The sequence below is a fragment of the Telmatocola sphagniphila genome (genome assembly GCF_018398935.1).
Classification (GTDB): domain Bacteria; phylum Planctomycetota; class Planctomycetia; order Gemmatales; family Gemmataceae; genus Telmatocola; species Telmatocola sphagniphila.
This window is the reverse complement of the sequence record NZ_CP074694.1, coordinates 1,439,678-1,465,495: the sequence shown is the minus strand read 5'-3', so window position 1 is coordinate 1,465,495 and position 25,818 is coordinate 1,439,678. Positions and strand designations below refer to the sequence as shown.

At 49.0% G+C, this 25,818-nt stretch carries 22 protein-coding genes; 13 read left to right on the top strand and 9 right to left on the bottom strand.

Going from position 1 to position 25,818, the window contains the following annotated elements; all coding sequences use genetic code 11:
* The first annotated feature begins 20 nt into the window (after positions 1 to 20).
* Positions 21 to 248 (top strand): hypothetical protein, encoded by a 228-nt coding sequence (locus tag KIH39_RS06165; RefSeq protein ID WP_213498382.1) that lies wholly within the window; start codon positions 21 to 23, stop codon positions 246 to 248.
* Positions 249 to 367: 119 nt separating this feature from the next.
* Here KIH39_RS06165 and KIH39_RS06160 read toward each other — a convergent pair whose 3' ends face one another.
* On the bottom strand, positions 368 to 1,891 hold the full coding sequence (locus tag KIH39_RS06160) for an alpha,alpha-trehalose-phosphate synthase (UDP-forming) (protein ID WP_213498381.1): 1,524 nt from the start codon (positions 1,889 to 1,891) through the stop codon (positions 368 to 370).
* Positions 1,892 to 2,132: 241 nt separating this feature from the next.
* Entirely contained in the window at positions 2,133 to 2,606 is a 474-nt protein-coding gene (locus KIH39_RS06155) for a hypothetical protein (protein ID WP_213498380.1), read from the bottom strand.
* A gap of 516 nt (positions 2,607 to 3,122) precedes the next feature.
* Between KIH39_RS06155 and KIH39_RS06150 the strand changes: the two genes are divergently transcribed.
* Complete coding sequence (locus tag KIH39_RS06150; RefSeq protein ID WP_213498379.1) at positions 3,123 to 3,644, top strand: hypothetical protein; 522 nt, start codon at positions 3,123 to 3,125, stop codon at positions 3,642 to 3,644.
* Positions 3,645 to 3,714: 70 nt separating this feature from the next.
* Here KIH39_RS06150 and KIH39_RS06145 read toward each other — a convergent pair whose 3' ends face one another.
* The gene (locus KIH39_RS06145; RefSeq protein ID WP_213498378.1) at positions 3,715 to 5,451 is read right to left on the bottom strand and encodes an HAD family hydrolase; all 1,737 of its coding nucleotides are present in this window, start codon (positions 5,449 to 5,451) and stop codon (positions 3,715 to 3,717) included.
* Between the two features lie 714 nt (positions 5,452 to 6,165).
* On the opposite strand from KIH39_RS06145, the gene KIH39_RS06140 reads away from it, so the two are divergent.
* From KIH39_RS06140 to KIH39_RS06130, 3 genes are all read left to right on the top strand, one after another.
* Positions 6,166 to 6,498: a hypothetical protein gene (locus tag KIH39_RS06140; protein WP_213498377.1), complete on the top strand. Its 333-nt coding sequence runs from the start codon at positions 6,166 to 6,168 to the stop codon at positions 6,496 to 6,498.
* A gap of 838 nt (positions 6,499 to 7,336) precedes the next feature.
* A complete protein-coding gene (locus KIH39_RS06135; RefSeq protein ID WP_213498376.1) occupies positions 7,337 to 8,284 on the top strand; it encodes a DUF1559 domain-containing protein in 948 nt (315 codons plus the stop codon).
* A 115-nt stretch (positions 8,285 to 8,399) separates the two neighbouring features.
* Positions 8,400 to 8,729 carry a hypothetical protein gene (locus KIH39_RS06130; protein WP_213498375.1) on the top strand — a complete coding sequence of 110 codons (330 nt, stop codon included), beginning with the start codon at positions 8,400 to 8,402 and terminating at the stop codon, positions 8,727 to 8,729.
* Between the two features lie 103 nt (positions 8,730 to 8,832).
* On the opposite strand, the gene KIH39_RS06125 is transcribed toward KIH39_RS06130, so the two are convergent.
* Complete coding sequence (locus tag KIH39_RS06125; RefSeq protein WP_213498374.1) at positions 8,833 to 9,507, bottom strand: hypothetical protein; 675 nt, start codon at positions 9,505 to 9,507, stop codon at positions 8,833 to 8,835.
* 2 nt (positions 9,508 to 9,509) lie between these two features.
* Entirely contained in the window at positions 9,510 to 10,013 is a 504-nt protein-coding gene (locus KIH39_RS06120; protein ID WP_213498373.1) for an RNA polymerase sigma factor, read from the bottom strand.
* A gap of 275 nt (positions 10,014 to 10,288) precedes the next feature.
* Here KIH39_RS06120 and KIH39_RS06115 point away from each other — a divergent pair, with 275 nt between their 5' ends.
* Together KIH39_RS06115 and KIH39_RS06110 are read left to right on the top strand one after the other, a co-directional pair.
* The gene (locus KIH39_RS06115; protein WP_213498372.1) at positions 10,289 to 11,647 is read left to right on the top strand and encodes a 3-keto-disaccharide hydrolase; all 1,359 of its coding nucleotides are present in this window, start codon (positions 10,289 to 10,291) and stop codon (positions 11,645 to 11,647) included.
* Between the two features lie 76 nt (positions 11,648 to 11,723).
* Complete coding sequence (locus KIH39_RS06110; protein ID WP_213498371.1) at positions 11,724 to 13,043, top strand: Gfo/Idh/MocA family protein; 1,320 nt, start codon at positions 11,724 to 11,726, stop codon at positions 13,041 to 13,043.
* 45 nt (positions 13,044 to 13,088) lie between these two features.
* On the opposite strand, the gene KIH39_RS06105 is transcribed toward KIH39_RS06110, so the two are convergent.
* Complete coding sequence (locus tag KIH39_RS06105) at positions 13,089 to 15,587, bottom strand: FtsX-like permease family protein (RefSeq protein ID WP_213498370.1); 2,499 nt, start codon at positions 15,585 to 15,587, stop codon at positions 13,089 to 13,091.
* Positions 15,588 to 15,627: 40 nt separating this feature from the next.
* Positions 15,628 to 16,374 (bottom strand): ABC transporter ATP-binding protein, encoded by a 747-nt coding sequence (locus KIH39_RS06100; RefSeq protein WP_213498369.1) that lies wholly within the window; start codon positions 16,372 to 16,374, stop codon positions 15,628 to 15,630.
* Between the two features lie 404 nt (positions 16,375 to 16,778).
* Between KIH39_RS06100 and KIH39_RS06095 the strand changes: the two genes are divergently transcribed.
* The 6 genes from KIH39_RS06095 (at position 16,779) to KIH39_RS06070 (ending at position 23,571) form a co-directional block, all read left to right on the top strand.
* On the top strand, positions 16,779 to 18,317 hold the full coding sequence (locus KIH39_RS06095; RefSeq protein WP_213498368.1) for an SDR family oxidoreductase: 1,539 nt from the start codon (positions 16,779 to 16,781) through the stop codon (positions 18,315 to 18,317).
* Positions 18,295 to 19,002: an alpha/beta hydrolase gene (locus tag KIH39_RS06090; protein WP_213498367.1), complete on the top strand. Its 708-nt coding sequence runs from the start codon at positions 18,295 to 18,297 to the stop codon at positions 19,000 to 19,002. Before KIH39_RS06095 ends, KIH39_RS06090 begins: the two co-directional genes overlap by 23 nt.
* Positions 19,003 to 19,009: 7 nt before the next feature.
* Complete coding sequence (locus KIH39_RS06085) at positions 19,010 to 20,125, top strand: hypothetical protein (protein ID WP_213498366.1); 1,116 nt, start codon at positions 19,010 to 19,012, stop codon at positions 20,123 to 20,125.
* Between the two features lie 13 nt (positions 20,126 to 20,138).
* Positions 20,139 to 21,020, top strand: coding sequence for a menaquinone biosynthesis family protein (locus KIH39_RS06080; protein ID WP_213498365.1), 882 nt, complete (start codon positions 20,139 to 20,141; stop codon positions 21,018 to 21,020).
* A 15-nt stretch (positions 21,021 to 21,035) separates the two neighbouring features.
* Positions 21,036 to 22,268, top strand: coding sequence for an aspartate aminotransferase family protein (locus tag KIH39_RS06075; protein ID WP_213498364.1), 1,233 nt, complete (start codon positions 21,036 to 21,038; stop codon positions 22,266 to 22,268).
* A gap of 151 nt (positions 22,269 to 22,419) precedes the next feature.
* Positions 22,420 to 23,571: a hypothetical protein gene (locus tag KIH39_RS06070; RefSeq protein WP_213498363.1), complete on the top strand. Its 1,152-nt coding sequence runs from the start codon at positions 22,420 to 22,422 to the stop codon at positions 23,569 to 23,571.
* Between the two features lie 8 nt (positions 23,572 to 23,579).
* Here KIH39_RS06070 and KIH39_RS06065 read toward each other — a convergent pair whose 3' ends face one another.
* Positions 23,580 to 24,764 (bottom strand): PP2C family protein-serine/threonine phosphatase, encoded by a 1,185-nt coding sequence (locus KIH39_RS06065; RefSeq protein WP_246539557.1) that lies wholly within the window; start codon positions 24,762 to 24,764, stop codon positions 23,580 to 23,582.
* A 32-nt stretch (positions 24,765 to 24,796) separates the two neighbouring features.
* On the bottom strand, positions 24,797 to 25,729 hold the full coding sequence (locus tag KIH39_RS06060) for a DUF4380 domain-containing protein (protein WP_246539555.1): 933 nt from the start codon (positions 25,727 to 25,729) through the stop codon (positions 24,797 to 24,799).
* Between the last annotated feature and the right edge of the window lie 89 nt (positions 25,730 to 25,818).

Here is a 25,818-nt window from a genome sequence, read left to right as displayed (position 1 = left end):
CGGGCTACAAGGAGGATGCCATGGAAAAGTTGCTGGAATCGACCCTATTCTGGATTGTGGTGGCTATTTTGTTTGCCATCGCTCTTGTAGCGATCAATTTCCTGATGCGAAAGGTGGCCGATCAGCAAACGGGGGATCCAAGCCGATATCCTCACCGGGTCGCCAATCAGTTACCGAGAGAGCTGCACACATCCGATCGGGATGAAGTTCTGGATCTCGAAGATCCCACGGGACCTTCCACGAAATAAGCTGTCTCGACTATTGATTTGAGAAAAATAAAAGGGGAGAAGCCGTTGAACGACTTCTCCCGATTGAAATTGAGTTTGAGAGGAGTTTGGAGAGGATTCTTTGATATGACGGTCCTCTCTTACGCAGCAAATTCTGTGCTAAGACTCTCTTTTTCCAAGTTTTCGCTCGGAGTAGATTCCACGAGTTTCAAAGCCTCAGAGAGCAGCATGCCTGCCCATCGATAAATATTCTTGTCCTGTACCTCGGCTCTCATCTTTTTCATGCGTTTAGACTGCTCCGCGGCAGGCATTGTCAGTATCGAATGCATGCCATCCGAAAGCTGCGAAACATCATAGGGATTGACGATAATCGCATCGGTCAACTCGCGGGCCGCACCGGTAAATTCAGATAAAACCAGTACACCTTGCTCATCAGATCGGGCACAGACAAATTCTTTGGCAACCAAGTTCATGCCATCGTGAAGAGAACTTACCACACATCCCTCCGACATCCTGTAAAGGACGGCGACATCCTCGGGGCCGAGATGTTCGTTCAGAAAGAGAACGGGTTGCCAATGGGAGGACCCATATCTCAAGTTAATCTCATCGACGAGAGTCTGAACCTCTTGAGTTAGGGATTGGTAAGCATCCAGAAGCGTTCGACTGGGAGCGGCAATCTGAACGAAATGAAAATTCTCCACCCATTCCGGATGAGTCATGAGTAATCGATCGACGGCCCGAAGCCGCTCAGGAATTCCCTTGGTGTAATCCAGTCGATCAACTCCCACGATCAGCTTTCGATCGCCTAATTGATATTTATCTCGAAATTGACGGGCTCGAATCTGCCAGTCCTGATCCAGATACTCCTCGCTCAGAGTAGGATCTACACTGATGGGATGGGGACGCACGCGCGTGGTATGGCCGTTACGCAAAACGCTGAAATGTTCCCAATCCAGCCGGCACTCCAAAGTTCGATCCACTGTATCCAGGAAATTATTACAGTGATTCTGAATGTGAAAAGCCAGAAGATCATTTCCCAGCATTCCCTCGATAATCTCCTGATACCAGGGACATACTCGAAACACCTCCGGGCTGGGCCAGGGGATATGCCAGAATTGTGCCACCACGAGATCGGGCCGCGCGTCTTTCAGAATTTTGGGAAGCAACGCAAAATGATAATCCTGAACAAAAACCAAGGCCGGCTCGTTTCCCACCTCTTCTAAAATCGATTCAGCGAATTTATGGTTAACCCGGCGATAAATATCCCAATGATCGGGATCGAAAGTGGGTCGAGAGTAAACCTGATGGCACAGAGGCCAGAGACTGCTATTGGCGAAGCCGTAGTAGTACCCCTTCTCTTCATTGAGAGTGAGCCAAATTCGCTTCAGGGTATATCGCGGATCGTCCGGGGGCACTCCAATGCGCCCTTTTGCGTCCGAAACTTCCTGATCGGCATCGCCCGAGCCATGGGCAACCCACAACGCGCCGCAGGCCTGCATCACTGGATCTAAAGCAGTGGTCAATCCACCGGCGGGTCGAATCCAATGAATTCTTTCTTTTTGATGAAGGTGAATGTAGGGCTCTCTATTCACCACCATAATAAGTTTCGCTCCGGCAAGTCTGCTATGGGCCACCTCTTGTAGCCGTTCTTTATTCCAGCCCATGATTAACCTCCGAAGTGCGATCTAATAGTAATCTTAAAACAAGATATCCCTGGACGATGCCAAATAGCATTTCGTGAATTTCCGATTCGGACCTGTATGCAAATGTTTTCAAAACAAAAATAAACAACTCAATTTGTTGTCAAAATCGGACGGCGGAGAGTGATCAAAGATCTAAACAAGGAATCGAAAACTAGTTAATCAACGAAGTGCGAGTCAAGTTGTAAGTATCTAGCGGTTCGTGTTATGCCGCTTCCAGTCCAATCAGCCAATCCAATTCCGTGATATGATCCCAACCCCAGGGTATGAGCTTGGATCTAAGCAGCTTCCGACTTTCGGAGTCGAGTTGAGTGGAAGCAAGAGCATCCTCATAGAAATGTATCAAATCCGCTTCGGCCGCTTTCAACTCAAATAAAAGGGCGTTATCTAAATCGCATGCCCATACTGAAGATATCTTTTCGAAAGAATTCCATGGACCTAAAAGGGCAATATCGTGAGAAAGACCCTCATTTCTGTAAGATTCCAACTCACCTAATAATTCTCGATGATCATCATTAAGCCGATTGAGATAGAAGGCGAGTGATTCGCACCGATACCTTTCGAGCGTTTTCTCGTAAGCGTGGATAGCAGCTCGCTCGCAGCGAATAAGTGAATGCAACGTATAATTTTTAGATGATGACCCCGAAGGAGTGGCATCAACGATATCAAGGAAATTCATTACTATGCTCAACTAATAAGGATTGTCATTGATTATCTTAAATATGAAAATAGCAGATACTGTGCCACCGCAAATATAAATTATATTTAGTGAAATTTACCATTTTTAAGAGCTTCGACCTACAGCGAATGGGATATCCAATTTTTTGGGAAGTGAGCTGCGCAGTACTAAGAAATCAGATTCACCTATTATTGTTTACTGCATATTAAAATATCCGAACTATAACCTACATTGCAGATTTTGCTCTTGAGATGAACGCCCCTAATAGACCCGATCCAATAGGTAGAAATATCTCAATGTGAGCGATTGATGTAATCGAGCTAATCGAATTTGACTGGCACCACTCTTGCATCGAATTACTTAAGATTTGCTTGAATTCCATCACTTTGTGAGCCTGTGAAGGACTCACCTAAAACGATGGGATTTGTTCCTCTCCGAAGGCAGGCAATATCGAAATCAGGCGTGCACAGAACCAGAGGCACGCTTTTTTACTATTCTGGTTCAAGGAGTTTCAGCATGTTCGCGATCCTATGCAGCAGTCTTTTAGCATTCGTTGGACAAACACCCACCCCAAGCCAAACCGAGAAAGCTACCGATTCCACTTCTCTCGATGGCACCTGGACTGTTCTTTGTTTGGAAAAGGACGGTCAACCTGTGTCCGAGCTAAAAGATAAACAGGTTACGATCAAAAATAATGTGATTACTTGTCACGACAATCAATCCCATTTCAAAACGATGAAGATCCAGTTCGAGCCTCATGGAATGGTTCAGGTCTGGGAAGCCAAAGATGGCACAACTGGCGCCAATCAGAACAACAACGCCAATACGAATGAAACTACCTATAAGGAAGCGAAAAGTGGTACGTTCGTGATGGCGAAAGACTTCCTTGCGATCTGCGTCCACGGCGATAAAGACAAAGATGGAACTTCCCGAAACAATGGAACGAACGGAACGAATTCGAACCAGTCGTCCTCTTCGTACCGTCCCAGCAATAAATCTGTATGTACAGTTGTCCTGAAACGAATGGACGGCAAGTAATCCCAGTTCAAATAACTCTTTCGAAGGGGAGAGCAGTAATCTGCTCGCCCCTTTTCCATTCGCAGTCGATCTATTTCTGTGGATCGATCCGTCCTGAAGGTTGGTCTGCCGGCAAAGTGTAATTCGCTTCGATTGCTCGACGGATGGCTAAGCGAGATTCTATCGGAGAAAGCGACTTATCCAGTTCGATTTGAGAAACCTCAAGAGCCAAATCCGAATTCTTGATATACCGACGGAGCCAAGCGGAATAGTCCTGTTTATGCAGATGAAATAACCAGGTCTCATCATCAACTCCATCCGCCAATTGAACGAACAGAATCAAATTGTGGGCCTTAAGATTCAGCTTATCGTCGGGACCTCGGAAATAGAAGCTTCGTTCCGGTCCCAAATTGCCCTCAGGGTATTTTCTGGAATGTCTTTTTCTGAGTACAGTTGGTTTTTCCGTACGGACCAGAGACAGCACTTCAGGTTCACGGCGATACAAGAGTGCTGTTCCTGAAGGCAACTTGGATTCCAAGACTGGTAATGGAGGGACCGGGCGGTCAATAACGCTGCAAAAATCCTGGATCTTACCTTCAGGATTTTCTCCAACTACCAAAACCGAATTCACAGTTTCTAATACCGATCGGGCGACCGATTCCGGGTGCACGGTAATGTAAAGAATCCCCTTGCCATTCCGCTGGAAAAGATGAGGTTCTTTCTTCCAATCGGTGGGAAGCAAATGATGCGTCTCGTCGACAACGATCAAATGAGGATGGCCAGTCCGAGAACGTAATTCTAACACTCGTTTGAGCATCTCGGCAAAAAGTTCGGGCCGATGCTCCAAGGCGACTCCGAGCAAATTCAGCGAGAGATTTCGTTCTGGATTCCTAAGGATGTCAATGACTTCCTCCACGAGTGGAATTCGCTCCGGACTTCCCAGGGAGATTAAAAACTCGAGCGAGTTGTAATCTCCTTCCGGATCAAAAATCACTATTTGAAGCCCTTCGGCCGAAACTCGTTCGAGTAATGAAGTGGCTAAAGTCGACTTCCCGCTACCGGACGTACCGCAAATCAGCACAGCTTCGTTCAAGAGATCCAACGCAACGGGCAGATTATTCTCGTTCTCTCCCAACGGAATCGATTTGAATGGGCTGAAGTTTAAACTCCCCTGGAGTAGGCCTTCGATCAGTTCGACAACTCCCGCTCCGTGATCGGTCTTCATCACCAAATCGCAATGATCTTTGACTGCGGGTAGCGCGTTTGCCACAGCTACGGAACAACCGCATATTTCCAGAAACGAGTGATCGTTTTCCGCATCACCAACCCCGACCACATTGTGAGGAGAAAGTTTCAGTTCGGTCAACGCAGCGTTCAAACCCGTCGCTTTGTTGATGCCGGAGGGCAGAACCATCACAGCGCCTTTGTTAAAAATCACCTGCAAGCCCAATCCCATCTCCCGGATAACCTGCAGGACCTCATTCTGATGGGGCTCCCAGGTGGCAACAATCACCTGGCCCTCCGAGATCGGAGCGATGTCACGACGCTTGAGTTCTTCCAGGAAGCTTTCGGGAGGTGCCGAACTGAGCAGACGCGATTCTTTGGTCGACGGATCGTAAAGCACCGCGCCGTTTTCGGCGATGATGCGATCAAAAATTTCCGAATGCTTGAAGGTGGAAAAAAGGTCGGGAAGTTCGCGACCTGTGACAAGTATCAGACGATGACCCGATTCTCGGAATTTCTTAAGTGCTGCGAGTGTTTCAGGGAAAACCACCCCATCGGTGGCAATCGTGCCATCGTAATCCGTAGCCAAAGCGTGATAATTCATAGCCTTCCCAAAGAATTTCCGCAAATTTACGCATATGTCGTGCCAAAGCGAAGGGACAGGCTGCAAAAAGTGAAGAGCACTATCCCTCAGATAAAGTCGCTCGTTACATTTCAGATTATCCTGTAAGGATTTTCGCTCGGGCCCAGAAACGAATTGAATGCGATACGGGAAGGAGGGGAAAGTTGCTGTTACTACCGGGTCGACTAATAGCTATAATTTGAAATCTCAAGTGTTTGTGCAGACTCCAGTTTAGCTTGGCCATCTCCTGATGTAGTAGCCCAATACTTAGAGTGATTATAGACGTTCGACGCGTCTAAAACGGTAAACTTTTTCCGCCGTAGCCCCAAACGATGGAAGGATCAAATCGAATAAAGAAACGAGTCTCCCCGAATTCCTATCTGAAACAAATCTCGATATTCGCGGAAGCTTTTTGATCCGTCCTTTGATCGATAACGCTAACGGATTTAGAGCTTAGCATCGAACAGCACTTACTAAAACTTCGCTCTTGGAAACTATCGATCGAGCTACTGGAACTAAGCTCCGAGTGGTGAGATCTTATAAAGTTTTCAAGGTCGAACACTTTGACCTATGCATAGAAAACATAAAAAAATTAAAAAAAAGAGCGTAGAAATGTGGTAGGTATGTGTTTTTTTTGTATAGTAGACGTTCATAAGATTATTTTGCCCAGGTTTCAAAACAAAAAGGAGAGAAATCTTGGCTAAGGCAAAACCCGAAGCAGAGTCCCCGAAGGTCAACAAGTCTGAAGAGATTCGCGATTACATCCGTGCGAATCCTAAAGCTAAGAACAAGATGGTTGTGGATGCACTAGCCGAAAAGGGTGTCAAAGTCACTCCCGCTTTCGTCTACATCATCAAGAGCAAAATGAATAAGACGGCCAAGCGGGAAAAACGCGCGGCCAATGTTGTCAAGACACAACAAATGGGGATCAAGGATCCCGTGGAAATGATTCATCAGGTCAAGGAGCTGGCGCGTCGACTGGGCGGGATGGGTCAGCTAAAACGTTTGGTCGAACTCCTGGAAGCCTAAGCAGGATCTAGTCAATCGGTTTCAAAGTCTGGACGGGCTGCCTTGCCTTCCAACGCTCCAGACTTTGATTATCTCTACCGGTTCGACCGCTTCACTTCTCATCAATCATTAATAATTCGTGCACAAAAACTGCCGCTTACAGGTATTTCCTGATACCCCAATTCCTTCCTTTTGCTATCCCATGAACTAGGATTCGTTCACGGACCTATTTGGAGTGACTCACAACCACTCCTTTTCAGGATTGGGATGACCGACCGGATCCATAGTTTGGCCAAAGGAGTTTTTTATGCGAGGCTTTTTCTCAGGGATGATCGAACTTGCTTCTCTACTTCTGATCTTTGTTCTCTTGGCACAAAATCAGTTCCGCCATCAGCAAAACTCCTATTACGATTACTAAAAATTTCGGTTGAGGCAAAACTCTCTCGCTCTTAGACTGCGAATTCAACTCCTCTCCCATTTTTTGCGACTCGATTGGCAGTCTACACCCAAGAATCGCTTTATTTGAAGGCAGAGGCACTGGGAAGGCCATTTCGAGGTACTCGTGTCAGAACTGCACTGTTTCGCTCGTGGCAATAATTTGCGCTCTCTCGCCGAATTTGGCAGTGGCTCCAAGCAATCCAACTTCAGTTCAACTCAACTAATTTGAGTACTTCCTTAGCTAATTTCGACGGCATACCACACAATTTAGAGCAAACTGGCTGTAAATTCTAATCCGTACAATTTTTTCATTACAGACAACGCGAATAAAAATTCGAAAGGGGGCATATTCTACTAGCGGAATTTCCGGAAGCTGTTAATATCATCAGATCCTATTCTTTTCTTTTTAGAGGCTCTCTCCATGCCACTATTCGTTAAGAGAAGTCACAAAGCATTCACTTTGATAGAACTTCTCGTAGTCATCGCGATCATTGCTATCCTTATTGGCTTGTTGCTACCCGCCGTTCAGAAGGTCCGCGAAGCGGCGGCGCGCATGAAATGCTCGAATAATCTGAAACAGTGGGCGCTGGCCACTCACAACTTCCACGATGCTACAGGGAAGTTTCCGTTAGGCTCCTGCAACTCCCCACGTCAGACCTGGGTAATGTATCTCTGGGCCTTCGTAGAACAGAATGCCATGGCTTCGAAGAACGATCTGACGCAGCCGTTCTACAATCCGCCCGGAACGATTGGTAACACACTGAATGGTCTGTGTGGCCAGCATGTTCCGATCTATCTCTGCCCGAGCGACAATGGCGTCATCGACCAGAATACCGGTTATTACCAGCGCACCCGCGGCAACTACATGGTGAACTGGGGTAACGCCTATTATGATGACACGGCCGCGCCTCCCACTGGGACGGCCACTTCGGGAAATTTTGGCCCCTTCTATCACATCGGTGGGAACCGAGCCACGCCAGGAATCGTTAATTTCGCCAGTATAACGGATGGTACTTCGAATACCCTTTTGTTTTCAGAAGGCCTGATCGCAAAGGATCCTAATGATGACGACTGGCGGGGAGACATCCACAATGACGATGGATTTTTCCGCTTCCATACTCTGACCACTCCGAATTCCACAGCGCCCGATCTGGTCAGTAGCGCTTCCTATTTCCAGCAAAATGGTGATCCCCTAATGCCCGTAGCACTCGGCTTCCCCCAACGGGCCGCCGCACGCAGTCGACATACGGGTGGTGTGAACGCTGCGATGGCCGATGGTAGTGTTCGTTTCTTCACCAATTCAATCGCCGCACAAACCTGGGCGGCATTGGGATCCATGGCAGGTGGGGAGACTGGAACGGATGGTTGATCATTTTAATCCAGGAAATTCCTCTAGGCGACTTCTGAGAGTCGCCACACTTCTTTTAGCAATCGGCTTAATCACCGGATGTGCAAAAGAATCCAATCTCGCGGAGGTTACAGGAGTGGTAACCGTTGACGGAGAAATTCCTGCGGACGGTGCTTCCATCAGCTTTATCCCCCAGGATGGCAAATCTCCATCCGCCGGGGATACGTTGAAGAAGGGGGCTTATCTCTGTCTAGTGCCCATCGGCGCCAGCAAAGTGGAAATTCGAGTTCCCCGACCTCGAAGAAAACCGAAAACCATCAATAAAGAAGGTCCGGGCAGCGGTCCTTCGGGCGATTGGATTGAGGAATCTCTACCTCCGGAATTCAACGCGAAAACGACGCTTACGTTTACCGTGAATTCAGGAAAGAACGAAAAAAACTGGGATCTTCAGACCAAGAAAAAGTAATCGCCCCTAACACGATTCCCTAATTCGGATTGCATCGGTGATCCCGGTGTAATCCGATCCTCCCGGAACTTTTGGAGTGGTTTCAAAAAAACTCTTCAGGTTATCACTTCTCAGATTCTGTTTCAAAGCTCTCTAAATCTGTTAAAACTTTGGAGATTTGCTTTAGACTGCGTCCAGCCAGTTGATCGGCGATCTGCCCGAACCAAATCGATTCCTGCAAGTAAGTAGCATATCGATGGGAAACCCAAAGAGATCCTGCGAGAATAAGTAGACCCAGCAGAAGATTGGCAAGAATCCAAGCGGGATCGAACTCCTTGTATAGATCGATTCCAAGTGCTCCCTGAGTCGCCACGATTGCAAACGGGATCCAGATAAGTGGTGAAAGAATCAGTATCCAGCGATGAATTGTGACTCTTAGCGCCCGAATTTCCGAAAGATGCTTCTGAACCCAAAGCACCGGAGCTGAAAAATCCAGCTTTTTGGTTTTAATTATTAGCCGAATTCTTTGTGCAATAAGCAGTATGACAGACAGATGCAGAAATAAACCGGGTATCAGAAATTTTGGCTCATGCAAGTGTGTAAACAGAAAGCTACCGGTGAATAGAACGGCCACCAGATCCATAGCCAGTTCCAAGATCAGTAGTGCGTTGAACCGACTGATATATTGAGACAGTTTAGGCCGGTTTTGAACCTCAACGATTTTTCCGTCTAAAGAGGCCACCTTAGTGGATAAGTTCCCTAATTCATTCCAAAGCGATTTCAGTTCTTCCGTTTCCATTTTCATTCTCCTCGCGGTGTCTTATTCGATTCCATTTGAGAGCGAAGGTAGCTCTTCAAACGATGAATTTTCGTTGTCACATTCGTCTCGCTGATTCCCAGAATTTCCGAAATTTCTCGCGTACTGTGATCCTCCAGATAGAGGATTAACAGAGCTCGATTCAACTCATCGAGCTGATGGATCATTGAGTTCAACCGCTCCAACTGTTCGTTTCTTTCCAATTCGATTTCAACAGGACTCTCTTTCGCAGCGATGAACTCCAGATCAGAGATTACCCCCGCTTTGCGGGTGTAAGTTTTTCGCTTGAACGATATTGCGACATTCAGGCCGATTCTAAACATCCAGGTAGGGAAAGGTCTTGCGGCATCGTATCGCGGGAATCCTTTCCACAATTGCAGGCAGATTTCTTGAATGAGATCCTGTCGCTCACCGGGGTTTCGGCAATAGCCATAAGCAATTTTGAACAGAATTCGCTCATGCTCGCGAAGTAATCGCTGAAACTCCACTTGCAGCTTCTCGGGTTTAACGGAAACCTCCTTTGGTCAGTTGATAGCAAACGGCTTGTTCTAATAATCTGTGATTCGCCCTAGGATCCGCTCTGTCACGAATGGATCGTTTATTTTCCCGCTTTTAGCCAACCGAGTACCTCGTACTTCCAACGCGCAGCGAAAATCTGTCTTTTCTCCAACTGCCAATCCCGGGGCATTTCGTATATTTTGAGTATCCCGGTAGGTGAGATACCGGGGCTCCTACCTACTCTCAATCTCTTCGTGGACTCTTTATGAAACTCATTCGATTCAACCTGTTATTTGTGGCGGGTTTACTCGCCTTACTGAATTCCAATTCGAGAGCGCGTGCCCAGGATCCCGTTTCTCCGGCCGGCTTTTCCTTGCTTTTCAACGGTAAGGACCTCACAGGCTGGCATGGCATGCCCCATTTCAATCCATACGATCTGGCCAAGATGCCCGAAAGCGAAAGAAAAGCTCAGCTCGAAAAATGGACGGCGGATGCCAAAAAACACTGGTCGGTCAAAGAGGGGGTCCTGATCAACGACGGCAACGGTGCTTATCTGACAACCGATAAAGATTACGGCGATTTTGAACTTCTGCTGGAATACAAGACCGTTGCACTCGCGGACAGCGGAGTTTATCTGAAGGCCACTCCTCAGGTCCAGATTTGGGACTACACAAAGGCCGGTGGAAAATGGAACCTGGGAGCCGATAAAGGCAGTGGCGGGCTCTGGAATAACAGCCCTGGAGCCCCTGGGAAGGATCCCCTGGTTCTCGCCGATAAGCCCTTTGGCGAATGGAATTCGATGAAAATTCTGATGATTGGCGAACGGGTCACCGTTTATCTCAACGACAAATTGGTAGTCGATTTCGCCCGGCTGGAAAATTTCTGGAACAAAAATCTTCCACTCATGCTGAAGGGGCCGATTCAATTGCAGACTCACGGCGGTGAGATCAGTTGGCGGAAGATGTACATTCGCGAGATTGCCTCGAAGGAAGCAAACGAAATTTTGCGTAAGCACAACACCAAAGGATTTGAAAGCTATTTCAACGGCAAAGATTTCACAGGTTGGGCGGGGCCGTTGGACAATTATCAAGTCGTCGAAGGGGCTATCCTCTGTAAACCCCATAAAGGAGGAACGATCTACACCTCCACCGAGTTCACCGATTTTGTCGCTCGAGCCGAATACCGCCTACCCCCGGCTGGAAACAACGGCTTTGCTATCCGCTATCCCGGCCAGGGTGATACGGCCTATGTTGGAATGTGCGAAATTCAAGTTCTCGACGACACGGCCAAAGTTTACGAGAAATTGGATACTCGACAGTACAACGGCTCGGCCTATGGGATGACGGCCGCGCATCGAGGTTACGCCCGACCGGTCGGCGAGTGGAACTTCGAGGAAATTACCGTCGTCGGCTCGAAAATTGTTGTGGAGTTAAACGGCAATCGAATTCTCGATACCGATCTCAGCAAAGTCACGGAATACATGGCGAACAGCGCTCACCCCGGTAAGACGCGTACGAGTGGCCACTTCGGTTTCGCTGGTCATAACGATCCGGTTGCATTCAAGAACATTGAGATCAAGAAGCTGGATTCGAAAAAGTTGGAATCCAAGGCGGAACAAAAGTAAATTTCGCTTGGGGAGAACGCTCCACTCCCCGAGATGCTTTCAACATTTAATGCCATTCCACAACCAGAGACCAACCATGACCTTACAAAATATCAATCGTCGCGACGCTCTAAAGACGATCGCAGCGGGGACCCTGGCAGTCCCCATGGTTTATCGCCATCATGCTTCCGCCGCACCCATTGAAACCGTTTATCATGCCAGTTTCGGCGCCAGTGGCATGGCCGGATCGGATATCGCCTCCCTAACGGAAAGCAAAAATCTCAAATTGGTCGCCGTCGCGGAAGTCGATCTTAACAAGGTCGGGGAGATTAAAAAGCGATTCCCCGATGTGAAGATCTATCAGGACTGGCGAGAGCTGCTGGATAAAGAGAAATCTCTCAATTCCGTAAACATATCTACTCCCGATCACATGCATGCCCCGATTACCATGCGTGCCATGCAACAGGGACTGCACGTCTATACTCAGAAACCTCTGACTCAGACGATTTACGAAGCTCGCCAGCTAAGCAAAACGGCTTCTGAGAAGAAATTGATCTCGCAGATGGGAATTCAGATTCACTCTCACGAAGTCCATCGCAGCGTCGTTGCTACCATTCAAGCGGGTGCAATCGGTAAAGTGAAGGAAGTTCATAGTTGGAGCGGGAAAGGGTGGGGGGACACCGCTAACCGACCTGATCGGAAAGACGAAATTCCCAAGGGCTTCAACTGGGATTCCTGGCTGGGCGTCGCTCAAGATCGGCCGTTTATTGGAGGTGGTTATTATCATCCCGGCAATTGGAGAAAGCGACTCGATTTCGGCACCGGGACCTTTGGCGATATGGGCTGCCATATCCTGGATCCCGTTTTCGGATCCCTCGCGCTGACCTCGCCGAAGTCGGTACACTCGTACGGCCCGAATACCAACGAATACAACTGGACGCTCGACGTTAAAGTGAAATACGTCTTCCCAGGAACTGCTTTCACGACCGATACTGTTGAGCTCACCTGGTACAACGGAGCCCTGCGACCCGAGGCTAACGTTACCGGATTAATCGGTAATGCGAAATTGAGCGATCAAGGATCGATTTATATCGGTACCAAAGGGGTGATGTACTCCCCTTATATCGCAGCACCCGTGCTCCTGGGCGAAGCATCTGGTGGCAAAGTCGTAAAAATGGATGGCCGCAATCATTATTTGCAGTTCGTGGAAGCTGTGAGAGGGAATGACAAAACCTCCGCTCCATTCGAGTATGCGGGGCCATTGACGGAATCGGTGCTGCTGGGCTGCCTGGCAACCCGATTCTCCAAAAAGACTTTGGAATGGGACGCCAAAAATCTCATGGTCACCAATGAGAAATTGGCGAATCAGTTCGTCCGAAAAACCTACCGAAAAGGTTGGGAAGTAGAAGGTTTGTAAAATGGATCTAATAGCTCCCGCTCTGTCGGGAGCTATTCATCTCGCTCAACTTTGCATGGCCGCCATTACCGGCATCCGGGCTGCTCGACGAGCTGGTAAGATGCCTGCGAATCCAGCTACCAAGAGTGCCAGAAGCGAACTACCGATTAGGACCCAACCTCGAATTGCAAATTCCGGGGTGGAAGGCAGTTTGGCCGTGCCGCCAGTCTCGATCGCTTGCGATAAGATCAATCCTACAGCAATGCCCGGCACTATCACAGTGCAAGCCAACAAAACAGCCTGCAGCCGAATGACTTTTTTTAGCTGACACTGCTTCAAACCGATCGCACGAAGAATTCCCAACTCCCGGCTCTGGTCGCGTACGTTCATAAACAGGGTGTTGACCACACTTAAAGAGGCGACGACGAAGACCATGACCATCAGACACCAAAGCACTCCAGTGACATTCGAAAGAAATCCTTCGATAGAGCTGCGCAGTTCTCCGATATGTTCGAGATAGTATTTTCGTTCCCCGCTAAAACGGACCAGCGACTGACGGAGTTGTTCCGCTTCACCGGACTTAGCGGAAATCATATAGGCGTTCACACCTTGGAATTCGAGCAAGCTTCTTGCGGCGTCCCATTCCATGAAAAGAGCCATGCCACCGACGGCATATTCCGTGACCGTGCCCGCCACCCGAACTCGCTGCTCTCCTTTCGCAGTATTAATCTGAATGAAATCTCCGGCATGCAGGCCCAAATCTTGAGCCAGTGCGGTACCGAGCATCGCTTCGCCACGCTGTAGTGCTTCCCGAGCGGAAATTGCATTCCCCTCCCGAATCACCAGCGGCAGGCTGCCATCCTTGGGAAGCCCTCGCGCGAGAATCAAAACACTTCGGCCATTCACTTGAGAACGAATGAAAGAGAGCTTGTCGACTGCGGCTACCCCGGCCAGTTGTTCAATTTCATGTTCAGCACTTTCCGGGAGAGACGTTACTATCGAAAGCGAATTATCGGGCTTGGACCCCCGAAGAACGTAATCGGCGACGATCGCTTGACTGCACCATTGGTGGAGATCGGACGAGATATCCGAAATCGTTTGGCCGAACGTCACCATGATGGCCAGCGACAGAAATAATACAGCCGCGGTCAGTTCGGTTCGGGAACGGTAACGGATCAGGTTCTGGACGGCCAAATTCCCTTCCACACCGGCGAAGCAGTGCGAGAACATCTGAAGCACGAATTTGATCATCGAAGGTAACAGACAGACTCCAGCGAGGACAGTCCCGAGTAACGAAGCCACGAAAATTGTACTCTTGAGTTCACCATTCAAAGAAGAAAAGGATATTAACCAACGTACGCCAATCGACCCTGCGAGCAAAAGCAGACCGATCGGGAGGCAGCACTTATACCCTTTGGAACATTTCGTGCCACAATCGACCGGTTTAAGTTCATCGAGAGGCTGTCGGCAAGCGGCGAGGCGTGCCGGCAGAAGCCCCGCCAGGACAGAGAGAAGAGGACCGAGAAGCAAAGCCCAGATAAAGGGCGTCCAAGTTATATACGGACCGGGAAATTCGAGACACAAAACGAGCGACATCCCGCGAATCAAGGCCTGAGCCAAAATTAGACCGAGTAAGCAGCCAAGGATTGAACCGGCAATGCCCATTAATAAAGCCTCGGCAAGTATGAGCTTCTGGATCTGGACGGAGGTGGCACCAATCGTGCGTAAGATAGCAAATTGTTTGCGGCGTTCGTTAAAAGTGAGCAGGAACGAGTTTAAACACATAAAGACTGCCGATGCGATCACGATCACACCCAGAAACATCAGTCCCATCTCAGTAGCGCCGAGGGCATCGGAGGTCGCCGCCGATTGAGCACTGGCATCCTTAACGTACCAGCCTTCCGGCAGAAATCGCTCAATTAACGAACGAGTGGATTCTGCGTCGCAGCCTGCTTTAAGAAAAATCTGCAAGCAGGAAACGCGAGAATCAAAATTGAATACTTGCTGAGCCGTCTCGAGATTGGTAACGATTCCGCGCGAATTCACTTCACCCAGCAATCCCGATTTCAACACCCCCACCAATTTTAACTCGGCCGCGCCGCGCTCGCTGAGAACTTGAAACTGGTCTCCGCACTGAATGTTCAGCGATTTCGCTAGAGATTGTTCCATCAAAGCTTCATTATCCGCTTTAAGTTCGGATCCGGTTATCAATTTCAGCGTGCGATCGGGAGTGGAGCCGAAAAGACTGACGGGTACCGGCCCCTTTTCCGTCACCGCAGCGACCAAGCCCCGAACTTGAGAGCGGATTTCCTGGATGGCCTCCACATTTTGCAGAATTGCCCCAAGGGAATTTTCTTCGATTCCTTTTTGGCTCGCACTGGTAATCTCAAGATCCGGTTTCGCACTGGCATTCGCGAAGACGCCCGCGTAAGTTTGATGGATTGTCGAGATGGTGATTTTCACGGCCACGATACTGGCCATACCGATTGTGATGCCGAGTAGTGTCAGCGTGGTTCTACCATAACGGCGAATTGACTCACGCATGCTGTAGTCGCGAAGATGCATCTTGAATTCCTAAACTGGTCGCAGCGAATGCAAATTCGATTTAGGCGGCAATCGGCAACCGATTCCACGCCGTGGGGAGAATCCGATTATTGTTACGCGGTTGGAGCATCTCCTCGACGATATGCCCATCCCTCAAATGGATGATTCGATCCGCATATTTTTCATGGCTGGGATCGTGGGTGACCAACACCAGAGTTTGTCCCTGGATCTCCACCAGATCCTTGAGAAGAAGGATAATTCGTTCTCCTTCTTTGGTGTCCAGGTTCCCCGTAGGTTCATCTGCGAGCAGAATTGCCGGCTTGATGGCCAGCGCTCGAGCGATCGCCACTCTTTGTTGTTCGCCGCCCGAGAGCTGATGAGGCCGATGCAGACGTCTTTTCGCTAAACCGACACATTCGAGCGTCTCGGCAGCGCGATGTCGGGCATCGCGAGCCTTCATGCCGCCAATCGTCAGAGGCAAAGCGACGTTCTCCTCGGCCGTTAAGGATTCCAGAAGCTGGAAGGATTGGAAGATGAGGCCGATCCGCTGTCGTCTCAGAATGGTCCGGGCATCGTCATCGAGATCAGCGATCTCTTCTCCATAAAGTCGAATACTTCCGGAGGTCGGCCGATCAAGTCCGGCTAGTAGATTGAGCAGAGTACTTTTTCCCGAGCCAGATACCCCCATGAGTACCGCGAATTCCCCCGCCTCTACAGTCATGGTTACGCTACGAAGTGCTTGAACGCGTGATTCCCCTTCGCCATGAGTCTTGGAGAGACAGGAGACCGAAAGAATCGGTGAACTCATAACGTGCATCGTCCGCTCCCACAACACTTCAACCGAGGCTTGCAAATTCGCTCCGGTATAAGATCGACTTGGCCGTCATCCGTGCGTAGCGAATTTCAGGAATCGAAAGAGAATTCTTGTTCAATCTTTCCGAATCGCTCTTTCCCAAACCCCCGCAGCCACCCAGTCGCAATCTTCAGGATCTTCCCATAAAATCTATCCGTCTTTTAGCGCGAGCTTGAGCCGTCAGAAATACTCGGATTCGATTATCGAGTCAAGCCAGTTATGCGATACGGATGAAAAGCCAACACTCACCCTAGAACGCCTCTCTTGACCTGCCCAGATTTCATCTGGTAAAATCCGGACTCTCTCCTTAAGATCTTTTTTCCTATTTCAGTTTGCCCCTTTTTCGAAGGATCGAATTTATGCCTCAGCAGCGAGGCGTTTTACTTACGGGCGCGACAGGATTTCTCGGTCAGTATCTAGTAAAAGATCTCCTTCAGCGAATGGGCACTACAACTGTACTGGTTAGAAATTCTAAGCAAGCAAATGGTTTTGAACGAATATCAGAAATCGTTGAGTTATGGGAAGAAAGGTTACAGAAAAAGCTCTCTAAACCCTTTATTATCTGCGGCGATTTAAGCGATCTCAAGTCGAGTCTCAGCAAAGCGGATAAGAACTGGATTCAGAAAAATTGCTCGAGTGTTTTACATTGTGCTGCGAATCTCTCCTTTCGGAAAACACCGGAGCAAGAACCCTTTAAAACAAATTTAAACGGTACTCGGGCACTTCTGGATCTCTGCGAATCATTGAGCGTTTCCAATTGGCATCACATATCGACCGCTTTTGTAAGCGGCAGAAGATCGGGAACGATTCTTGAACAGGAAGCCACGGGAGAATCAGGATTTCACAATCCGTACGAAGAGAGCAAATTTCTTGCGGAAGTTGCTGTCAGAAATGCAAAAAAAATCCACTCCACGATATACCGTCCCTCCATCATCGTTGGCGACAGCGAAACCGGCTACACAACGACTTATACAGGTCTATATCGTTTTCTGGAACTCGCTGTTCGACTGGCGAGGTCTATTCCTCAAAAGACGTTAGCAACATCAACACTGCGAATCCCCTTCGATGGAAACGAGGAATGGAATCTCATTCCCGTGGATTGGGTGGCTCGGACGATTCTTAAACTGTTTAACCGATCGAGCAGCGGTGGAAAGATCTTCCACTTGGTTTCGGATTCACCAATAAAAACGAGTTTCATTCGAGATATCGGCGTAGAGACACTTCGTCTGACGAACATCGAACTTGCAAAAATACCTGCAAAAAATATTTTCAGCCGATTGGACGAACTGTTTCGCCAGGGGGTTCAGGAGTACTGGCCTTACATTTCAGGAAATCCGTTATTTTCCATGGAAAATCTACTGGCGGAGCTTCCAGATGCACGGCCACCTCGGATAGATCGAACGGTGCTTGAGAGGCTGATCCGATTTGCTGATAACGACCACTGGGGCAAAAAGTCTTCCGGGAAGCCTGGCTATTCCGGAACCATAAATTCAGAGTCAGCCTGTGCCGTCTACATTGAGAAAACTTTCCCGATATTGGCTCGCCGATCAGATCTGGCGAGAGAAGCGAAATTGGACGTCACGGTGACCATAACACTTACTGGCAAGGGAGGTGGTTGTTGGACATGTAAATGGGAAAAGGGAGAACTGATCTTCACGCGACCGGGAATTCCAGAATCGGCCACGGTGAAGTATATTTCCGACACACAAACTTTTGCGGCCATTATCTCGGGGAGACAATCTCCTCAAGAAGCGTTCTTCGAGCAGAAAATTGCCATCAAAGGCGACGTTGAATCCGGTCTCAAATTAGCTTACTTATTCGGACAATTTATTACAGAAACCCCAGTGGGCACATCGACACCCAAGGAGGTGGCTGATGTCCTATCTTCCCAAGACTGAAAGCAACCCAATCACAGAGAATGTCTGGTTTGCTAGTGGTGAGAATAAGCTACACGGGCTTCTTTCTTATCCCGAAGATGCGAACCCACACACCGCAGTAGTGTTCGCCGGACCTCATCCACTTCTCGGCGGCAACATGAATAACAATGTGGTCAAGAATATCTGTGAAGGATTGGCGCTTCATTTCTACGCCGCACTTCGATTCGATTATCCAGGGGTCGGTCAGAGCGAGGGATCGGCTATCAACTCGCCACAACGGATGGCGGAGTTCTGGAAAACTTCGCACATTACTGGTGAGGAAAGCTTTTCGTGCGATCTTCAGGCCGCGCTTGGATTCCTTAAAAACCTAGGTCAATCGCTTCCACTAGCGATCATTGCTTACAGTTTCGGTTGCTCGCTGCTGCCGCTTCTGACACTTCCTGAGCAGGTTTACGCGGCCGTTTTAATTGCGCCCACGATTACTAAGCACGATTACTCGAATTTCAAAGCTTTCAAGTTGCCCATTTTGGTCGTGACCTCCGAAGACGATTTCGCGAACGATAATTCTTGCCTCGATACCTGGTACGATTCACTGATCATGCCCCGCAAGAGGATCAGTCGCCGGTGTGACAATCATTTTTTTCGAGGTCATGAAGAGTGGTTGCTCCAAAAAGTGCTGGAATTTTTGAGTAGCCCGACGAGGTAAAATCAGAGTGACTAGTTCTACGTGGCAAGAATCGAAGTCCCAAGGCACTGTAGACGCTCGGTTACGGGAGCTTTTGGAGATCCATCTGGATCCTAACTGGGGCAGTACATATTGGCTGCAACGGCAGGAGAGACTGACCTGGTCGATTCAAGCTGAAATTCAAGAGATGAAAGATGTCTGGAAATTGGGGCTTTTGCCGGTTTCTGATCTCCGAAAATATCCAGTTAAAGCCTTCATTCCTAAGCGATTTCACCACTTATTCTCCCAATTCATTCTTGGCGAAACGGCCGGCACGAGCGGCGAACCATGTGCAACGGCATTTCGCAATGATGAATTTCAGGAAGCGTTCATCACTCCGTTTCTGAAAGTTGCAGACGCTACCCATTTCCCCAAAAGCGAGCCTTGGCTGTGGCTGGGTCCCTCTGGACCACACATCATCGGCAAGGTCGTTAGGGAACTGGCCAGACAGTCCGGGAGCATGGATCCTTTTAGTGTGGACTTCGATCCACGCTGGGTGAAACGGCTGGCCGAGGGCTCCATGGCTCGTGATCGGTATCTTCAGCACGTAATCTCTCAGGCCCTGGATATTTTGAATCGAGAGGAAATCGGCATACTATTCACTACGCCACCAACTCTGAAGGCTCTGGCGGAACGTATGACGGATCGCCAACGCGAGTCTCTGCATGGTATTCACTATGGCGGAATGAGCATTTCTCCGCAAACTCTTAACGACTTTAAACTGGCTTTTCCGGCAGCCGTGCACCTCTCGGGCTACGGCAACAGTCTCTTCGGAGTCGTTATGGAAACTGTTGATACATATCGATCGGCAATGGATTACTACCCACTAGGCGAGCGAGTCATTTTTCAGGTTATCGAATGGGATAAGAACGATTCAGATAACGAGCGATTCAGGCCCGTCCCTTGTGACCGCGGCCAACCAGGTCGTTTACTCGTGCATCGATTGGATGAAAGCTGTCTGCTTCTCAACGTCCTCGAACGTGATCAGGCAGAGCGTGTCGCGCCAATTCCAGCAGCGATAGCCCTGGGAGGAATTTCGGATGGACTGCGAAATCCCCAGGTGCCGCCACAACTCGCCAAGCAACTTCAGTTAGGAATTTACTAATCAGGAGGATTTAATGAAAACTCTCAAAACGTTAACCATTGCCTATACGCCCGATAGCGACGACGCTTTTTATTACGATGCCCTTGAAACCGGTCTGATCCCGCTTCCAGGTTTTCGTCCCCATTTCTTTACGGAGAATATGAGTTGCTTAAATCAGAAGGCACTACAAGGTGTTTACGATGTCACAGCTATTTCTTCGGTGATATACCCTCAAATCAGCAGGGAATACGCGATTCTCAACGTTGGAACAAGCGTGGGTCGTGGTTATGGCCCCGTTTTGGTCAGTCGCGAATTTTCGAAAATGGAGAATCTCAATGGTAAACGGGTTGGAGTTCCGGGCATACCGACTACCGGTTGGTTTCTCCTGAAATGCTTTTGTCCGGATGCCCTCATGATAGAGATGCAATTCGATGAAATCGCCGATGCAATCAACGCGGGAAATCTCGATGCCGGAGTGATGATCCATGAAGAGCTTCTCTACTATCCGCAACTGGGACTGAAGTGCGTGGCAGACCTGGGGGCCGAATGGTGTCAGAGGCACGATTTACCATTGCCTGTTGGTCTGAATGTCATCAGACGAAGTCTCGGAACTGCCTCCATGGAAAGAATCTGTTCAGGGATCCGACAAAGCCTTGAATTTTCACTAGCTCACTCAAGTGAAGCTCTATCGCGTGTCCGCAGAATGGGGCGAGGTGAAGCGGGGCAGTGCACGGAAAAATTTGTTTCGATGTTCGCCAATAGCGACTCGGTTCGAATGCCTGCTGATGTCCGGGAGGCTTTAAACGTCCTACTTTGTCAGGTTGTGGATCTAGGGATGAGTTCAGAAATGCCTCAATTGACGATTATTGAAGGGATGATCCCTGAACGGATACATGCACACAAGCAAGTTGGATAAAGCAGGGAGGCAGTTTTGGAATATTTCGAGAAATTGATCGATAAGAAAAAAGAGTTTTTGGTTCCTTGTGTCTACCACTTTTTCCAGAGGCCCCCAGTCCTCGTGCGTGGGGAAGGGGCTTATCTTTTCGATTCCGATGGGAAAAAGTACCTCGATTGCTTCAGTGGCGTTACGGTCGTCAGTGCGGGGCATTCTAATCCGGAGATTATTGAAGCTGCTATTACCCAACTCCGAAAACTCCAGCATACCACTACGATCTATCTCACAGAGCCTATGCTGGAGCTCGCTGAAACGATTTCTTCTCTCACGCCGGGTAATCTTAAACGCAGTTTCTTCTGCGCCAGCGGCAGCGAGGCCAACGAAGGCGCGCTCATGCTTTCGAGTCTTGCAACAGGTCGCCATGAAATCGCTTATCTGAAAGAAGGACTCCATGGCCGGACGAAGTGGGCAATTAACGTCACCGGTCTGGAAATGTGGAGGACGGATCCCAATCCCATGGTCACTGCCCACGCGATACCTGGTACAAGACATCCGGAAAGCCTGGAAATATTAGAAGAACTCCTGAAAAAACGCTCTATTGCTGCAGTAATCGCTGAACCGATTCAAGGCAATGGCGGCATTATCGTTCCCCCGAATAACTACTGGCCGCGACTGAGAAAACTCTGCTCGCAATATGGCACTTTGCTCATTGCGGACGAAATCCAGACCGCTTGGAATCGAACCGGACGGTGGTTTGCTACTCAGCACTGGGATGTGACGCCAGACATTATTACTGTCGCCAAAGCACTCGGAAATGGTTTTCCCATCGCGGCCTATATAACCAGTGATGAAATAGCTGCCCACTATACCCGTCCCGGAGCGGCCACATTTGGTGGCAATCTCGTGTCCTGCGCAGCCGCGTTGGCGACGCTGATTTTTCACAAGCGGCACAACTTGGGCGATCGCAGCGAAAGGTTAGGCAACTATTTGCAGGGGCGACTTCAGGAAATTCAGGCTCGTTGCCCGACTATAACCGAAGTGCGTGGCTTGGGTTTAATGATCGGCGTCGAACTCAAGGATTCCACAAAAGGTCCTGCACCTGCGTTGGTCGATCAAATCTTGGAAAGCTTGAAAGATTCCGGTTTCTTGATCGGTAAATCAGGGGTAGGACGAAATGTAATTACGTTTTTGCCCCCTTTAATTATCGAAAAAACGGAAATTGATGCATTGCTAGTCGCATTGGAAAAGGCACTTGAAATTCGGACGTAACTTATTCTGATTTCAAGACTTGCGGCATATATTTCCGAAAATCTCTATTGACGCAAACATATCACGTCGGCTATTTCCCTCACGCAATAAGATTTTGATTTACCTGCGAAACAAACTCGCACGTGTAGATACCGGCACTGGGGGAGACTTTATGCCAACGCAATTACTTAAATCGAAACTTTTCTTCGCCTTGCTTTGCTGTGCTTCCCTGATGCTGTTTGGTTGTTCAACATTGATGAAAGAACTCTCGAATAATCTTACGCAATGGCAGATGCTCGATCAAAAAGCCCTGGATAACCCAATCCAGGCCGTTGGAGGAGACGGTATAGTATTTACTCCCGGTCCAGACTCGAAATTTTTCAACCGAAAACAACTAGCACGTGCGGATGCCGAAACACTGGTAAGTTATTACTCCCCTATCTTCGTCCAACAGCGCGTCAATACACAGGCGCAAAAGTATCCGTATCCGCAAGAATACGACATGATTGGCCAAGCTCATTTGAAGGTTGACTCGGACGGAAAACTAAAATCCTATGTCTCCGGTGAACCCAAAGTTTATGTGATTATGAAAAAGTTAAAAATCGACGAAGCAGAACATACTCAGTTGACATACACAGCCTGGTACCCAGCCCATCCTCGAATGAAAGCCATTGATCTGTCCTATGCGGATATCGATAGTTGTGTAGTTCGCATCACGCTCGACCAGGAAAATGTTCCGCTCTTCTTCGAAACAATCGCGGCTTGCGGATGTTTCCACAAGGTCTTCGTGGAGAAGTGGCTCGAAGACGCCGCACAGCAAACATTCGGTCCGCCGGAAAAAGGGAAAAAATTTAGCATCGAAAAAAGCTTAAAGGACTCCATCGATTGGGAAGTTGGTGGAGTGATCGACGAGCCCAAAGATTCCCCGCGCAGACCTGTGGTTTTCCTGAAAGCCGGAGATCATAAGGTCTTAGGAATGGGCAGCGCCGCTCGTCTGAAAGTCCCAACAAATGCCGATCAACATAAATATGTAATGAATTCCTATGCCGATCTGTATTCCATACCAGTCGATAACAGCGACAAAACGTCGGCCTTTTTCGACATGGATAACGGCGGCAAGGTGCGAGGGGCAGAGCGCAAAAAAGAAAAATTCTTCCTGTCGTTTGTTGGTGTAGACTCCGCGGGACAACCCCGAGCCGACGATCAGATTAAGATGCACTTTGATGAAAGCACCTGGGGCGATCCAAGCATCTACTCGAAATATCTGAGATTGCCGCCCGGCACATTGAATCCCGTTAAACAGGTGGGAGCAAATCTAAACTGAGCGATGGTTCAATGAACTTCGAGTGTAATAAGCGTCATATCGTCCGTCGGATTTTGATTTTCACGAAATACTTTGAGGTGATTGCGAAAAACTTCGACGAAATCGGCCGGCCGACGATGGGCATTTTCAGTGATAAAAGCTGCCAAACGATCTGTACCGAAAGATTCCCCCTGGTCGTTTCGACAATCGGGAATCCCGTCTGTGAAGAAACATAGGCGGTCGCCCGCTTCCAGATGCAATCTCTTCTCGGTGTACATTTCATCCAGACTGACACCGAGCAAAAAGCCCCGAGCCCACAGTGGCTGAGTCATTTTGCGTTTTGCGGAGTAGTGAAATGGGAATGGATGCCCGGCGTTCGCATACGTGAATTCCCGCGTACGGCGATTGAAAACACCGTAAAATCCTGTGACAAACCTATCTTCGGCCAGGTCGTTCAGCCTCTTGTTGAGTGCCGCGAGTACAGACGAAGGCTGCACAGTCTCTTTGGAAACTTCAGTAAACGCCTGACTGGCCATGATAGCGACCATCGCCGCAGGAATACTATGGCCACTGGCATCGGCGATCAGGAACCCCAGATGTTCGTCGTTCGGCATCACGAAATCGTAGTAGTCGCCCCCCAGCGGTTCGAGAGGAGCAAAATAAATGCTCCAGTCGAACTCCGGCCAGTTCGGGGGACTATGAGGAAGCACCAGTTTCTTCTGCAGTTTAGCGGCGACCTTCATGTAATGGGTCATTTCCGCATCGCGTGACAAGAGCTGATCGTTGGCCAGCCGAAGTTCGCTAGTTCTCCGGGCAATCATCTGATCCAGATACTTGGATCGATGGGCTATTAAGTGGCGCGAAGAAATGATTCCTATTGCTAAGCCATCCTCCACTACAGGAAGATGGCGAACTCGCATGCGCTCCATCTGGAAAGCCGCTTCTTCCCAACCAATGTTCGGAGCAATGGTATGTGGATCTTTCGTCATCCACATTTCGATGGGATAGAGACGCCAGCCGGGTTCTGCAATCGCGGCATTTCGCAGGAAATCCCGTTCGGTGAAAATTCCGACGAGCCGGGAATTATCGCATACAAGTACCGCCCCGATACGAAGTTCATTCATTCGTCCGATCGCTTCCTGGATCGTCTGATCCGGACGAAGCGATACGGGGTTGGGCTGCATTACTTGCCGTACGCTGATATCGTTAGACACAGTTTCCTTTCGATTCCATTCGTGAGCACCGATTATCTGATCAAAGGAAGTACGTATTTGTCGACGTCCTCTTCATTGCCGATTTTCGCGTCGCACGGATAGAGTTGCCAAGTTTCATTCAACTCCGCCGTTTCGTCTGGAAAGAGTTCTTCGAGCGGGGCTACTGTTTCCATTTCGAGCATATCTTCATTGCTGAAGGTCTGATAATTTGTGCCCCGATCCGGATACAAAGCCCCTTCGATATAGTTAAATCGTTTTACGAACAATGCTCCCCGATTCACGTAACCCACCCAGCCGGCCCGATGAGCCAGACCGATCTTGGTAGGTCCCTTCTTGGAATCCTGTCTGAGAAGAATATATTTCTTCCCGAAAGTCCATCGGCTGTCGCTGAAATCAAAGTAGGGCCACAGAATCAATTCCTGGTTCGGACCAAAATCTTCCGGAGAACGGGCATTGTTCGGATGGCCGGGATGCGGAAATTTGGCTGGGAGAGGTATTACTTCCATGCCGCCCGGAGCCATGACGGTGGGCCCCCAGGGAGCCAGTTCCGTAGGACGGCTCCCGATATTCGAAACTATCAGATGCACGTTGACCTTATTGGTATCCCCAACGAGCTCGATCTCCATCACCTTCTGAACTTCGTACAAATGTTCAGGGGGAGGAGTAAATCGAACTCGATTTTCACCGATCTTCTCGAATTTAATAGGTGAGTTGTCGGCATAGTAGGTTCGGGTGCAGTCTTCCGGGGCCAACCAGAAGCGATGGCCGCCTCGGATCTGCCATTCTTCCTCCCCCGATTTTCCGAGCATTTCCTCGTAATTCTTCATTACATTTTGACCATCCGGCAGCCGTCGAAAACTGATCACGCGCGGGCCAACATCGAGCGTGACGATCAGCTCAATCTGCTTGTTTCGGATGGCCAGGTTATTTTTCCAACCGTGATACTCGACGATTTCAATTTCCATGGAGTCCTCGGAAACATTCGCTATCCAGGCGGAGGTGCCTAAAATACTACAAGTGTCTGTATTTAGCTTTATGGATGGCCCGACGTGTC

Excerpts from the sequence above, each read along its gene's own strand:
- KIH39_RS06125 (WP_213498374.1), bottom strand. The coding sequence starts at position 9,507 with ATGGAAACGGAAGAACTGAAATCGCTTTGGAATGAATTAGGGAACTTA.
- KIH39_RS06080 (WP_213498365.1), top strand. The coding sequence starts at position 20,139 with ATGAAAACTCTCAAAACGTTAACCATTGCCTATACGCCCGATAGCGAC.
- KIH39_RS06160 (WP_213498381.1), bottom strand. The coding sequence starts at position 1,891 with ATGGGCTGGAATAAAGAACGGCTACAAGAGGTGGCCCATAGCAGACTT.
- KIH39_RS06165 (WP_213498382.1), top strand. The coding sequence starts at position 21 with ATGGAAAAGTTGCTGGAATCGACCCTATTCTGGATTGTGGTGGCTATT.
- KIH39_RS06100 (WP_213498369.1), bottom strand. The coding sequence starts at position 16,374 with ATGAGTTCACCGATTCTTTCGGTCTCCTGTCTCTCCAAGACTCATGGC.
- KIH39_RS06155 (WP_213498380.1), bottom strand. The coding sequence starts at position 2,606 with ATGAATTTCCTTGATATCGTTGATGCCACTCCTTCGGGGTCATCATCT.
- KIH39_RS06095 (WP_213498368.1), top strand. The coding sequence starts at position 16,779 with ATGCCTCAGCAGCGAGGCGTTTTACTTACGGGCGCGACAGGATTTCTC.
- KIH39_RS06145 (WP_213498378.1), bottom strand. The coding sequence starts at position 5,451 with ATGAATTATCACGCTTTGGCTACGGATTACGATGGCACGATTGCCACC.
- KIH39_RS06135 (WP_213498376.1), top strand. The coding sequence starts at position 7,337 with ATGCCACTATTCGTTAAGAGAAGTCACAAAGCATTCACTTTGATAGAA.
- KIH39_RS06060 (WP_246539555.1), bottom strand. The coding sequence starts at position 25,729 with ATGGAAATTGAAATCGTCGAGTATCACGGTTGGAAAAATAACCTGGCC.
- KIH39_RS06150 (WP_213498379.1), top strand. The coding sequence starts at position 3,123 with ATGTTCGCGATCCTATGCAGCAGTCTTTTAGCATTCGTTGGACAAACA.
- KIH39_RS06115 (WP_213498372.1), top strand. The coding sequence starts at position 10,289 with ATGAAACTCATTCGATTCAACCTGTTATTTGTGGCGGGTTTACTCGCC.
- KIH39_RS06110 (WP_213498371.1), top strand. The coding sequence starts at position 11,724 with ATGACCTTACAAAATATCAATCGTCGCGACGCTCTAAAGACGATCGCA.
- KIH39_RS06105 (WP_213498370.1), bottom strand. The coding sequence starts at position 15,587 with ATGCATCTTCGCGACTACAGCATGCGTGAGTCAATTCGCCGTTATGGT.
- KIH39_RS06090 (WP_213498367.1), top strand. The coding sequence starts at position 18,295 with ATGTCCTATCTTCCCAAGACTGAAAGCAACCCAATCACAGAGAATGTC.
- KIH39_RS06070 (WP_213498363.1), top strand. The coding sequence starts at position 22,420 with ATGCCAACGCAATTACTTAAATCGAAACTTTTCTTCGCCTTGCTTTGC.